The organism is Novipirellula sp., from assembly GCF_041583735.1.
Taxonomy (GTDB): Bacteria; Planctomycetota; Planctomycetia; order Pirellulales; family Pirellulaceae; genus Novipirellula.
This window is the reverse complement of the sequence record NZ_JBFHFD010000191.1, coordinates 1-13,655: the sequence shown is the minus strand read 5'-3', so window position 1 is coordinate 13,655 and position 13,655 is coordinate 1. Positions and strand designations below refer to the sequence as shown.

Genomic DNA, 13,655 nt, shown 5'->3' with positions numbered 1-13,655 from the left:
CGGCGGAAAAGTAGGGATTAGCGGACGGCGGAAACTCAATTCGCGGTGGAGTCTGTTCCTGGATGGCAACACGGGAATCTATCATGCCCGAACTCGCTATGACGGTCGATTTGTTCATGTCAGGTCATCTCCCCCTCACGACGATCGCATTGGGCTGACGCGGCACGATAACGCTGTTTCGACGCAAGCAAGGCTTGAACTGACGCGTCAAATGAACGATTCCGTCTTCGTCAGTTTGACGTCCAATGTCCAGCACATGGCCTACGCCGGGCAGATGGATTACGGAACTCGCGTTGATTCGGTCCCCGACGGATCAACACTGTCCATCGACAGCGATGAATTGTTCAGTGCCACGGTTGGACTGCGGCTGACGATCTTCCGCTAACCGCGACGACGTTTCTTCATCACATAGCAACGCCAAGCCTCGTCCAAGGACGGTGGTCCGTGGCGTTGGTTGGGGCATGCTAAGATCGAAAGCCTTGTTTTTGTGGTGACCTCACTGGCGTCACGGTTTTCTCGCTTTGTCTAACAACTTGGTATCAACTAACCAATCACACATTCGCTGCGGCCAATCACCGGCGGCGTTTGTCGAGTCGGGACGGAATCCGAAGCCGTGGCCGGCGTTACTGTAGACATGCATTTCACAGGGCACATCGGCTGCCTTGTATTGCAAGTAAACCTTGGCCATCCCGATCGAGATGTCCTCGCGATCATGAAAACCAAACGCGATGAAGGCGGGCGGCATGCCGGGCTTTACCGTGAACGTGCTTGATTTGCCGGGGTAGATCAGCCCCTGGAAATCGGGGCGACTGCTGACTCGTTGGACCGGGTCGTCACTTTGCGGATTGCCGTCTTCGGGGTTCATCGCCGAATACGCCGCCAATTCGCCTCCTGCCGAAAAGCCGACGATGCCAATGCGATCGGGGGCGATCTTCCACGCTTCCGCGTTGGCCCGCACCGTGCGAATCGCGCGGCGGGTATCATCCATCGCATGCCCTTCTAAGGTGTAATGCGAGTCAGGTTCGCGGCACAGTCGATATCGCAGCACAAACGCCGCAATGCCATGCTCGGCAAACCACTTCGCGAGCGCATCGCCCTCGTGCCCCAAGCAAAGCTTTTGGTGGCCACCGCCCGGAGCGATCAAAATGGCGGTGCCGGTGGCCTGACCTGCGGCGGGCAAGTAGGGGGTGATCGAGGGGTGATGCACGTTGCTGACGTTGCGCCCGTCCAACGTTTCGGGTTCATGCATCCGCTCGACCGATCCAGGAGCACCGTCAGCCCAAAGCGGAATTTTGGCGGGCGAATCGGTCGCAAAGCAAGGAACTGTATAGAGAACCGAAAGGCACAGGGCCAAGCAAATCATTCGATAACGTGTCATATCGCGAAGTCATCTCTAGGTGGTTTGAATTTCCACGTCATTGTAACCAATTCCAGTAGGCCGGATCCGCAGTGGCAACTAATTCACATCCAACCCGCCGCTGGCAGAGTTGCATCGCTAACGTGACTTGATCCGGCCTACCGAACTAACTGCTAAAGCGGCGAATTCGTTGGACTATACTTGGCGTTTCAAAATTCCTTTATGTTGCTGAGTTCCGTTTTGAGGACGTCCAATTTGATTTCCTGTTTTCGCAGGCCGCTGCAGGTCGTTGCTTTTTCGGTGCTGTGTTTGCTGTGCTGTGGCACCGGTAACGCTGCGGTCAACGTGCGAGACTTTGGGGCCAAAGGGGATGCGGTGACGGACGACACCGCAGCGATTCGGGCCGCCTTTGCTGCTTCGCCGCACGTTCATTTTCCCGCAGGCGTTTATGTGATCAGCGATGGAATCGATCTGCCTCGCAGCGCTCGATTGACCGGTGACGGTTCACCGGCTCTTGGCACGTTTCCGCTACGTGATGACAAAGAGTATTTTGCCGAAGGAAAACGACACCTGCTGCCGGGCACGACGCTGTTGTTTCGTGGCACCGCCAACCGATCGATTCCAACCCTCCGGCGCGATCGATTTAAGTCGCTGCGTTATGCACTGAAAACGCAGCCGCAGTCGAGCTTTTCAATCCAGCAGTTGGCGATTGCACTGGATATGACCGTGATCGATTCGATGGGCCGACGAACCACACCTGCCACCGATCAACGCTCGGATTGTGATGTCGGACTGCTGATCGATGATTCGTACGCGGGCACTGTTCGTGATGTGCAAGTCTTTGGGCACTGGGCCAAGGCAGGGATGAGCATCGTCTCGCGAGGGCTGGGCGACAATCCGGACTACAACGCGTTTTGGAATTCGTCGTTTATGGGCGATGTGGGGGTGGCGCTACTCGGTTCGGACCATGAAGATGGGCCCGGTTTATCAGGAACTCAGTTCCACGGTTGCCGTCTGTTTGCAAACGATCATCACGATCGAGCCTCGCAGCACTTTGGTACCGCGGCGCTCTATATCGATGGACGCACCGCTGGGAAGCGAGCGGATTTGAACGGACATTCGTTCTTTGGCGGCTGCATTCGTACCTACAACGACGATGCCGTGGTTCTGGACCATGCATCGAATTTGTCATTTCACGGCGTCGTGTTTGAATTGCCGTCGTGGAAGGGAAGTGGTGATTCACCGAGGCACCCATCGGGCCGAATCGTGGGGACCGCGAACACACGCGATGTGTACCTGTTTGGTTGCCGGATGCACGACATCGGTCTGGACGCGCTTGCGGGTGGGATGCTTGATGGTGCCGTGATTGCGATACCGGACCGGTTTGGTGCCGCTTCGCTAAATCGATCCGGTCACACCGTGCGATTGTTTACCACGCCCAAAAAGGGAGCCGTGATTCAATTGACCGACGAAGGAGACACGACCAACAGCGGCCGCATCCTGAGTGAAACGGGAGGGGCGCCGTAGCGGCATTGGCTTTTTTCGTTGCACGGTGGCTTCACGGTGGCTTACGGCCTGTGTGACCAGTGGCAATTGATTATTCTAGCGGTGCGGCGCAAGCCGGGGCCGCTAAAGCTTTAGTATTGACGTCGGATATTAGGTGGGAGTTTTACTTCCGGTCTCTACTGCAGTTACCTTCGTTGGTGGAGAGGTGGCAGAAAACCAACACCATCGATGTCACTTCGCTTCCTGCGCCGCGGGGGCAGCCGCTTTCCAGCCCGCGTGGCTAGGGCTTTTTGGCTTCCCAGATGTGCGAGTCGTTCAGCAGTTCGTGATAGTGAGTTTTCAGCCGTTTGCTTAGCTCGTCCAGTTTTTCGGGCATCGACGCGGACAGATCGTTGCTCTCGTCGACATCGTCAGTGATCCGGAAGATCTGGAAATCGGATAACTCCGCCGCCTTGACTTCCGTCTCATTTTCGGTGGTCACATTGTTGTACTTGCCGATATTCAGTTTGGCCAAAACTTTCCATTCGCCATCACGCATCGCAACTCGCCGTTCATTCAGCGCGTTGTAATAAATCCAGAGTAGTGGTTTCGCGCGGTTTGGAGCTTCGTTTTTCAGTGCGGGTAGGAAATTAGTTCCATCCAGCACAAGGTCCGCCGGAGGCGTTGTCCCAGCAAGCTGGCAAAACGTTGGCAAAAAGTCCAGCGAAGACACCGGATGATGGACTACTTGGTCAGCCTTGATACGATCCGGCCAACGCATGATGCCGGCCACGCGAAAGCCTGCGTCGGTGGTCCACAGCTTCATACCGCGAAGCGGTGTCGCTCGGCCATAGGAACGACTCGCGCGGCGATAGCGATTGAGTGTCTCGGGCCCATTGTCGGCCGTGAAGACGAGTAGGGTGTTCGAGTCGACGTTCAAGTCCTTTAGCGCGGTCAGCAAGCTGCCGACCGCCACATCCACATTGGCCACATTGGCAAAGTATTGGGCTTCGTTTTCATTTTGAGCCTCTTCGGAATATTGATCGACGAGTTTTTGGGGCGAGGCAACCGGTTCGTGAGGCTCGTGAAAGGCGACGTACATAAAGAAAGGTTGCTCGGGTGCCTCAGCCTGCTGGCCCTTCAACCAATTGACGGCTTCGTCGACCACGATTTGGCAGCTGTATCCCTGCAGCGGACCGACCGGCTCACCGTTGCGAACAAAGTTTTGTGGATTCTCGTGCGATGGGCTGGCGTTGTTCTGGGTGCCAAACCAATGATCAAAACCAGCACTGTCGGGTTGAGGTTGCTGTGGCGAGTTGAACTTTCCGTTGCAGTGCCATTTGCCCGACATGCAAGTTGCATATCCCACTTGTTTCAGCAGTTGCGGGATCGTGACTTCCGTGGATCGCATGTACACATTTCGTCCGCCGGGGATGAAATCGTAGATGCCGGCACGATTAGGACTGCGACCGGTTAACAATCCGACTCGCGAGGGTGAACAGACCGGTGCCGCGGAATAGAAGTTGGTGAAGCGGACGCCTTCCTCTGCCATGCGGTTCAAATGAGGCGTCTTGATCGATGGATGGCCGTAGCACTCGAGATCGCCATAGCCGAGATCGTCACACAAAACCACGACAATATTAGGTTGGTCCGCTGCCTGTAGCTGCACATCAGTCTGACCGATAACGATCAGACAGAATAAGAACAGCGCAGTACGAACGGTAATCATCTCGAGCCGTTTCATCATGGTTTCCTTTTATCGTGCGCACGTGCGGGGCGGTGCTGAGTTGGTTGAAAGTCAAGTTGTCGTCGGAGTTGCGAGCCGCAGGGGGTGACGATCCTGCCGGACGCCGGGGGCGACAATGGATGGTGGTGTCATTTTGCCTTAGCGGGAGTCCAGCGGGGTGGATTATTGTCTAAAACTCGCCGGATTTCAAAATTCTTTCCAAGTTTGATGTTTTTGTTGTTTGGATTTCCCGCCGTATTTCCATCCTTTTCGTTCGCATCGCGGGTGGCCATTTCCAGGCCACCGCTGATTCAAATTCATAATTCAAAGGATTCGTTGATGGAAGCAGGTAGAAAGCGGGTGGTACGAAGAGGCTTCACGCTTGTGGAATTGTTGGTTGTGATCGCAATCACCGGGGTGTTGGTCGGACTGTTGCTACCGGCGGTCCAAGCCGCACGTGAAGCCGCCCGTCGAATGAGCTGCAGCAACAATTTCAAGCAAATTGGGCTGGCGATGCACAACTATCACTCCGCCTACAATCAGCTGCCGATGCAGATGGGTGGTACTGGCAACGGCGGCCTGAGTGATGTGGATGCTCCGAGCAACCCGGTTCGATCGGACATTGCCGCTCTCGGCCGCTTGAGTTTTTTAATTGGGTTGACTCCGTTTTTCGAGCAGCAAGCATTGTGGGAACAGATCAGCAATCCCAATCAAGAATTGGTGGGCGGAGGCGTCAAGTCGCCTGCGTGGCCGTCGATGGGACCTGCTCCGCATCCCAACACCAATACGTATGTTCCGTGGATGACGGAAATCCCGGCGTTGCGTTGTCCGAGTGACCCAGGCGTTGGGCTGCCGGCTCAAGGGCGGACGAACTATGGGGCTTGCACTGGCGATTCCAATTACTGGCACGAACAAGGACCTGTCAGCGACGCGCTGGTGCCCCAATCTGGCAATGCGACCAACTTCCGTCCGTCGGATCGTGGGTTCTTTGCCCCGCGAAAAACGACGATGTTTCGAGACATCCTCGACGGGATGTCCAACACGATCGCGGCTGGGGAAATCATCACCGATTTGGGCGATCTCGACACTCGTGGCCGAATGCGGAACGACAACTCGTTTCAAAACGTTGGGCCTGGGGGAGTTCGGACCAAGTTCGTGGATCCCGCACGACCTCAGTTTTGGCAGTCTGGCGCAAGCGGGCTTCCTAGCGGTGCGGGCGAAGGCCGAGGTTATGAGTGGGCCAACGGCTACGGTATTTATTCGCAGATGAAAACGATGGCGCCCCCAAACACACCTTGTGTGATGGGCGGTTGGACGCAAAGTAGTGGTTTGTTGCCTCCTGCGAGTCGCCACCAAGGCGGCTGTCACATTCTAATGGGCGATGGAGCTGTGAAGTTTGTGACCGATGCGATTGAATCTGGTAACCAAAGCACCGGACCGGTCTGGCGAGATGGCACCGGCATCCGGGCTCCGGGGGCAGCGAGTCCGTACGGCTTGTGGGGCGCGTTGGGCACGCGGGCAAGCAAAGAAATCATCGATTCTGCTTTTTAGCAGTAGGTGTATAGCAGCGTGAACGATGAAGTTAATCCTCGAGTTTGCTCTGAAATCGGGTGAGCTCGAGGGTTGTTGATGTTTTTTTAATTTTCACCACTTTTGTAGAAGGCGATTTCGGTGAAGCTTGCCAATGGGTTGATGTTGTTTTGTCTAGCGGCCGGGTTGACGGTCGCAGGTTGCGGTGGGAAAGCGGAAAACGAGGTGATCGTGGCTGATCCAGATATAAATTATGCCGGCGAGTATCCTGATGAATACGAAGCACCGTCGTACAAGTAGAATGATGGTTTAGCAGGAGTAAATCATTGAGCGAAACCACACGCTCGCATCGAGATCACGTTCACGGGTTGTTTATCAAACACTCGCCGTTGATACGTGGTTTTATCCTAAGTTTGTTGCCCAACATGAGTCGTGCGGATGACGTTTTGCAGGAAACATTTCTCACGATTTCGGACAAGGCGAATGGCTTTGCGATCGGAACTGATTTCGTTGCGTGGGCGTGCACGATCGCCAAATACAAGGTTTTAGAAGAATGTAAACGGCACGGCGGCAAAGCGACCGCCGTGCTGTCGCCTGAGGTGGTCGAAGCACTGTGTGTGGTGCAACATCCATCGACGGACGATCGCGAGGGCGAGAAGCTGCAAGCTTTGACAATGTGCTTAGACACGCTGCCGCCGTCGATGCGTCGTGCAATCGAACTGCGTTACACACGCGCTCACACTGCGTCGGAAATCGCATCGTTGTTCGAATGGAGTACCGATTCGGTGTACGTGATTTTGTCTCGAGCGCGAGCCGCACTGGAAAAATGTATCAACATTCGTCTCAAAACGGATGAGGTTTAGTTCAATGGACCGTGATCGATTGGTGAAGCTGCTCGGTTTGTACTTCGATGAAGGATTGACCGAGGAAACGAAGCAAGAGCTGGAGCGGATGTTATTGGCATCGCCCCAGGCAAGAGAACTCTTTTGGCAGAAGGCGAAAATGCACTCGATGCTTCGCCAGCAAGGTCAAGAAAGTTGGGGAAGTGAGCAGGGATCTGCGAATCCGTCGTCCCAAAAACAATCGCCACCCGTCGACAAGTCCGATGCGTTCCGTGGGGCTGTGGATCGCGATCATCATCCAACGTTGGTATCGCTACGCGAACATCCGAACACGGAAGAACGCGGTGTCATTTCGAAAAACACGCTTACCCGCTTGGTCACCCTGCTACTTGCCGCATGCGTGTTGGTTGCCGTGGGGTTGCAATTCTATAGCAGTCAACGTTCACAAATCCAAGTCGCCGAGCAACAGGCAGCTACCGGCGATGTGCCTCGTTATCGCCAGCGTGATGGAAGCGAAACCGAGCATTGGGTGGCGTTATTGCGGAAAGCGGTTGATGTGCATTGGATTGATGCCGATTCGGCGCCCAACCTTGGTGAACCGATGCCGCCGCGACGCATTCAGTTCGAAAGTGGATTGATGGAAATCCAAACCACCAGCGGTGCGTTGATGGTTCTCGAGGGGCCCGCCGACTTGGAAATCATTAGCGACATGGAAGTCCGCTGCCGGCAAGGACGGTTTCGAGTGGATGTTCCACCGCCGGCTGAGGGTTTCCTTGTTCATGCACCGTTTGTCAAAGTGGTTGATCGCGGCACCGCGTTCGCCATGAATATCAATCCAAACGAAGAAACCGAAGTCCACGTGATCGACGGTCTGGTTGAACTTGTGTCGCCAACGGATACCGATTCGATGCGTGAATTGCGAAAAGGCGACTCGGTCAGCGTTGCCTCGGCGGGGGCGTACCGGGACATTCCATCGCAGTCAAACTCATTTCCTTCGGAATCGCAAATCCGTTCACGCAGTCGTGGCGCAAATGTGGTGCGGAAACTCGCATGGCAACGACGGCGTGACGCTTTGATAGAACATCCGGACTGTTTGGTCTATTTCGATTTCAGCAGGTCGGAACATGGGGAAACGGTGCTTACCAATCATGCGGTCCACGCGGAAAAGGTTGACGACGGAACCATCGTCGGTTGCAACCGGGCGCAAGGACGATGGCCGGGAAAAGAAGCGATTGAATTCAAGAGCATGTCGGATCGAATTCGGTTCTCGCTTCCTGGTGTCCATACGACACTCACGTGTATTACCTCGGTACGATTGGACGCGTTGGATACATCAATCAGTTCGTTGCTGACGTCCGATGGTGATCTGGTGGGCGATTTTCGGTGGTGGATTGCACCGGAATCTGCTGACTCGGCTCGTCTGTCTTTCGAACGACGCGAACGTTCGCTACGCAGTGAAGTTCAGGCTTACCCTAGTTCACCGGTTTTCCGGCGTTCGCAACTTGGTACTTGGGTGCAGTTGGCATTTGTTTGGGATGGTGAACAAGGGACGGTCCGCCAATACGTCAATGGTAATCTTGTGTCAAACGAACCGATTCGTTTTTTCGGGCTCGACCATGCTCGGATGTTGCGACTTGACAAGGTTGAAATTGGCAACAGCTCGCTGATCGGTGGATCCTACGATACTCCGGTTCGCAACTTCAATGGTCGCATGGATGAGTTTGCGATTTTCAGTTCGGCACTGAATCCACAGGAACTTCTTGCCTACTACGACTTGGCAAAGGTGTCTTGGAGCAACACGGCAGACGACAATCGCTGGAGCGAACCGACCAATTGGTCATTAGGGATTTTGCCAGCGCAGCACGACGTTGTTCGAGTCGACCGATCGGATCGTGACAAGTTGATTGTCAACGACGAAACGATCGGAAACCTCAAAGCCATCCATGTTGGAACGGCGAGGGGCGAAAAAGGGGAAATCGATATCCTCGGTGGCACGATCACGGCGACCGTCAATTCAAACAGCTACACTCGCGTGGGGGTTGCCGGCGGTGACGGTGCCGTGAAGCAATTCGATGGCAACGTTAAAGTGAACGCTTTGCAAATTGGGCTCGATAAGGAGTCACAAGGGAACTATGAAATGAGTGGCGGCAAGTTGTTGCTGATGCGTGGCGTCAAATTGTCCAATAGCAGTTTGGAGGTTGGCAGTCAGCAGGGCGTTGGATCATTCGAGATTTCCGCAGGTTCGCTAGAATCACGCGCCGGTGTGACGCTCGGTTACGGCGATGGTATGGGGACGTTCCGTGTACGTGGCTCCGACGCTTCGAAGATCCGCATTGGATCGTTTGGTAGTTTCGATGGATTTTGGATCCAAAATACGGGCAGCACCCTAGCGGCATTGATCGATGATCGAGGGGTTAGCACCATTTTTATCGACGAAGTTGGCAACGACGGAGGCGGTGATGTGACGTTTGCTGACGGCGCGCTGTTAGACGTTGGTTTCGTTGGCGATTTCCAGGTTGGTTCGTGGGACGTCATGAAATGGGACGGAAAACTCAACGACCATGGATTAAGATTTGCCGAGGGAGTGGATCAAAGTGTATGGAGTTTTCAGTTCGTCGATAGCGATTCATCAGGCGATCCCGATACACTTCGCGTGACTGCGGCGAGATGATTGCCCCGCCCACTCCTCTTCCCCACCTTTCTTTTTAACTTTCTTGAGTGCATTTCATGCGGCTGATCCTTCAAATTTGCGGCCTTCTGCTTTTCTCGATATCCAATCCGGTTGCATTCGTGATCGCCGAAGAGGTCAGTTCGAAAGCACCTCCGCTTTCGCCTGCCGAATCGATCGCAACGATGAAAATTCAACCGGGATACCGTTTGGTGCCTGTTTTGGTGGAACCCGAAATCGAGGAACCGGTTGCGGCGGTGTGGGATGGGAACGGTCGCATGTATGTGATCGAGATGCGAACCTACATGCAGGACATCGATGGCAAGAACCAATTGAAACCCACCAGCCGTGTGTCGCGGCACGAGGACACCGATGATGACGGCATTTATGACAAGCACACGGTGTTCGCGGACAATTTGTCATTACCACGTATGGTGTTGCCGCTGTTGGATCGCGTCATTATCGCTGAAACCAACACGCTCGACTTGAAAAGTTATCAAGACACCGACGATGACGGCGTCGCCGATCGAATTGAAATGTGGTGCGAGCGAGGGCGTGTAGGCAACAATCTAGAACATCAAACCAGTGGGTTGATATGGAACATCGACAATTGGATCTACGCCACCTACACACATGAGCGGATTCGATTTACCGATGGAAAAGTAATTCGTGAACCGTTGCCGCATGGATCGGGGCAATGGGGTTTGACTCACGATGACGAGGGCCGCATTTTCTACTCAACAGCCGGTGGCGAGAATCCCGCGATGGATTTTCAACGACCGATTGTTTACGGGAAACTTTCACTTCGTGGAGAGCAGGCAGACGGCTTCCGCGAAGTCTTTCCCATCGACAACGTCCCTGATGTCCAGGGCGGGCCGAAACGGCTTCGCGACGACAACACGTTGACCGTCTTTTCGGCCTGTTGCGGCCAATCGGTTTATCGTGGTGACCGAATGCCTGCAGATTTCCAGGGCGATTTGTTGATTCCCGAGCCAGTGGGGCGATTGGTCCGCCGTGCGAAGGTCACGAATGATCAAGGGCGAGTGGTCGTCTCGAACGCCTATGATCGCAGCGAGTTCATTGCCGCGACCGATCCCAATTTCCGTCCCGTCAACAGTGCGACCGGTCCAGATGGGTGTCTGTATATCGTCGATATGTATCGAGGGATTATCCAAGAAGGAAACTGGGTTCGCGAAGGATCGTATCTACGCGAAGTGGTAAAGGAATACGAACTGGAAAAAAATATCGGCCGTGGGCGTATCTATCGTGTCGATCATCAAACCACCCAGCGTGGCCCGCAGCCAAGAATGCTTGACGAAACACCTGCTGAGCTAGTAGCTCATCTCTCGCATCCCAACGGTTGGTGGCGCAGCGAGGCACAGAAGTTGATTGTGTTGCACGGCGACCGCAGCGTGGTGCCCACGCTAGAAACGATGGCAACCACTCACGAAAACCCATTGGCAAGACTGCATGCGATGTGGACGCTTGAGGGACTCGATGCGGTCAAGCCAGCGTTGCTAATCGAGGCTTTGGCGGATACCGATTGGCGAGTCCGCAGTGCAGCGCTGAGAATCGCCGAGCCGCGGATGGCAACGGATCGTTCGCTCGACAATGCGATCGAAAAATTGATGGATGACGAAAGTCCCGATGTTTTGATTCAAATGATGCTATCGATCGGTCACGGGCGTCATCCTCAGGCTGCGGCGTTGACTGAACAGATTGTGGCATCGCACATACAGAACTCGGCGATTAGCGAATTGCATCGCCAGATCGTTGCCAATCGTGAAGAGGCGTTGGCGGAACAGCGAAAACTCGAAGAACTACGCCGACGCAACAGGGCGCTCGCCGAATCGGTCGAGCGAGGCGCGGTCACCTACAAGACGCTCTGCACCGAGTGCCACGGTGCCGATGGACGCGGACAGCATTCCGCAGACAACCGTGATCTTGTGTTGGCGCCACCCCTTGCCGGTTCGGCCCGTGTGTTGGGGCACAAAGAACGGTTGACGCGAATCTTGCTGCATGGGTTGGTGGGGCCCGTCGACGACAAGACGTATGCGGCGGGGTTGATGTTACCAATGGGAGCACACGATGATCGCTGGGTTGCCGATGTGGCTAACTTTATTCGCAACCAGTGGGGAAACAAAGCTTCGTTGATCCAACAAGCGGATGTGGCTCGAATTCGTGCTTATTCGTCTGGTCGCATCGGGCCATGGACGCTTGCCGAATTGAATTATTTCGACCCTGCGGAACTTGATCGGAATCAATGGATGATAACAGCTAGCCACAATGCTAAAAATGTATCGGCGGCGATCGATGGCAAGGCAAAAACGCGGTGGGATACGGCGACCTACCAAAAACCGGGAATGTGGTTTGCCGTCGAATTTCCCAAGCCGATCCGATTGATGTCGCTCCATTTGGATACCCAAGCTTCACGAGCGGACTATCCACGCCAATTCGTGGTCCACGTTTCGGTCGATGGCAAGGACTGGGGCGATCCTGTTGCCAATGGGGTTGGCGATGGTCCAATCACCGTGGTCGAACTGGATTGTCCCGAACCGGTCAAACACGTCCGCATCGCGCAAACAGGCAAGGCACCAAAGAACTATTGGTCGATTCATGAGTTGTCGATCAAGGGGATGTCGGCGGATGCCAAGCCAACCGAATCGCTGGCCCAAACGCTTGCCGATGCCGATCCAGATCAGCTAGCCGCGGAGGCCCGGGCACATGGTGATCCAAGAGCCGGAGCCGTGCTGTTCTATAACCCCGCATTGTCGTGTGCGAACTGCCACGATCCTGCCAATGGCCCGCGGTTGGCCCCGGATCTGGCGTCGCTGCGAGATGGTGTGACTGACCGATTTCTTGTCGAATCCGTACTGACGCCATCGAAGGACATTCGCAAAGAGTATTCGCAATGGATGGTGTTGACCGTCGATGGGGTGAGCTTGATGGGATTCAAGCAGAGTGAAAGCGACGAAACACTTGTATTGAGCGATCCGGCGAGCGGAAAATTGATTCCAATTGCGCAAGACGACATCGAGTTTTCCAAACTATCGACCCTCTCAGCGATGCCGGCAGGATTGGTCAATCCGTTGGCCAGCAAGCAGCAATTTCTCGATTTGGTCCGGTTTCTGATGGAGATCAACGGCGGCGGCGAAGAGTCGTTACAAACGATGACCAGCGGAATTCGTCCAGCGAAGGGGAATGCGACGACGCACTAAGACGAATTCGCTGAGCTCGATTTCGCTCGGTCGTGGATCATGCTCGCGCTCGAACCGGTGTCAGCGACCGCGACGTTGCCATTCCGGTTTTCCGATCCCGTGCATTCGGCCTTGCTCGTCTTCTTGGGCGGTAACGCCTAGCACGATATCGAAATTCACGGCCAACTCACCGATCGTTGAATCCACAAGCGGTTTGAAATCACCGAGGACCGTTTGGCGAGATTTGGGATCGATGCGGCGAAGGATGCCGTCGCGTTCATTCTCGGGATGTCCCTTGACGTAGAGCTGCGTCGTCAAGATGCGGTGGCCGCTCTTGCTGACCCCAAAATGGATATGCGGCGTTCGCCCGGGATACGGCACCGGTTTGATCGTGCGGAAGTAATACTGGCCTTTGGAATCGGTCAAGAAACGACCATAGCCCTGAAAATTCTTGTCTTGATTGACGCGGTTGGTTGTGTCGTTGGTGTTGATGTAGACCGCGTTATTATCGACTTGCCAAATTTCGACAAACGCGTTGCGTACGGGGTTGCCTTTGGCGTCCAACACACGTCCGCTCAGGTGAGTGATCTCGCCTACCGCCGGCGTGATTGAATCGTTGATCACCAACAAGTCGTTGTCGGTATCCAGAGGCATCTTGTTGGGATAAAACGGCCCCTCGGTCTGTGGCGGAGTCTCGATCAGTTCGGCGAACACGGTCGATGTGGACATCGCGGTCGCTGCCAATGCGATTCCACCTTTCAACATTTCGCGACGACCAACGACACCGCGAACAAAGCTGCGGGGACCAATAAATTGGGGGCGGATCATGGGATTTTCTCGACCTGCGTTT

Annotated in this window: 10 protein-coding genes; 7 read left to right on the top strand and 3 right to left on the bottom strand. The window is 54.8% G+C overall.

Annotation, left to right across the window (positions count from 1 at the left end):
- Nucleotides 1-385: hypothetical protein (locus ABX962_RS15625; protein ID WP_372720974.1), on the top strand; the 385-nt coding region annotated here is incomplete at its 5' end.
- A gap of 120 nt (nt 386-505) precedes the next feature.
- Here the strand turns inward: ABX962_RS15625 and ABX962_RS15620 are convergent.
- Nucleotides 506-1,363, bottom strand: a complete 858-nt coding sequence (locus ABX962_RS15620; protein ID WP_372720980.1) for an alpha/beta hydrolase — start codon at nt 1,361-1,363, stop codon at nt 506-508.
- A gap of 249 nt (nt 1,364-1,612) precedes the next feature.
- Between ABX962_RS15620 and ABX962_RS15615 the strand changes: the two genes are divergently transcribed.
- Complete coding sequence (locus tag ABX962_RS15615) at nt 1,613-2,884, top strand: glycosyl hydrolase family 28-related protein (protein WP_372720972.1); 1,272 nt, start codon at nt 1,613-1,615, stop codon at nt 2,882-2,884.
- A gap of 259 nt (nt 2,885-3,143) precedes the next feature.
- On the opposite strand, the gene ABX962_RS15610 is transcribed toward ABX962_RS15615, so the two are convergent.
- Entirely contained in the window at nt 3,144-4,589 is a 1,446-nt protein-coding gene (locus ABX962_RS15610; RefSeq protein WP_372720970.1) for a sulfatase, read from the bottom strand.
- A 318-nt stretch (nt 4,590-4,907) separates the two neighbouring features.
- On the opposite strand from ABX962_RS15610, the gene ABX962_RS15605 reads away from it, so the two are divergent.
- The 5 genes from ABX962_RS15605 to ABX962_RS15585 all read left to right on the top strand — a co-directional run bounded on the left by ABX962_RS15605 (nt 4,908) and on the right by ABX962_RS15585 (nt 12,826).
- The gene (locus tag ABX962_RS15605) at nt 4,908-6,119 is read left to right on the top strand and encodes a DUF1559 domain-containing protein (protein ID WP_372720978.1); all 1,212 of its coding nucleotides are present in this window, start codon (nt 4,908-4,910) and stop codon (nt 6,117-6,119) included.
- 120 nt (nt 6,120-6,239) lie between these two features.
- Nucleotides 6,240-6,398: a hypothetical protein gene (locus ABX962_RS15600; protein WP_372720969.1), complete on the top strand. Its 159-nt coding sequence runs from the start codon at nt 6,240-6,242 to the stop codon at nt 6,396-6,398.
- Between the two features lie 26 nt (nt 6,399-6,424).
- On the top strand, nt 6,425-6,961 hold the full coding sequence (locus ABX962_RS15595; RefSeq protein ID WP_372720967.1) for a sigma-70 family RNA polymerase sigma factor: 537 nt from the start codon (nt 6,425-6,427) through the stop codon (nt 6,959-6,961).
- A gap of 4 nt (nt 6,962-6,965) precedes the next feature.
- Nucleotides 6,966-9,611 (top strand): LamG-like jellyroll fold domain-containing protein, encoded by a 2,646-nt coding sequence (locus ABX962_RS15590; protein WP_372720965.1) that lies wholly within the window; start codon nt 6,966-6,968, stop codon nt 9,609-9,611.
- A 56-nt stretch (nt 9,612-9,667) separates the two neighbouring features.
- The gene (locus tag ABX962_RS15585; RefSeq protein ID WP_372720963.1) at nt 9,668-12,826 is read left to right on the top strand and encodes a discoidin domain-containing protein; all 3,159 of its coding nucleotides are present in this window, start codon (nt 9,668-9,670) and stop codon (nt 12,824-12,826) included.
- A gap of 60 nt (nt 12,827-12,886) precedes the next feature.
- Here ABX962_RS15585 and ABX962_RS15580 read toward each other — a convergent pair whose 3' ends face one another.
- Nucleotides 12,887-13,570: an intradiol ring-cleavage dioxygenase gene (locus ABX962_RS15580; protein ID WP_372720976.1), complete on the bottom strand. Its 684-nt coding sequence runs from the start codon at nt 13,568-13,570 to the stop codon at nt 12,887-12,889.
- Nucleotides 13,571-13,655 lie beyond the last annotated feature (85 nt).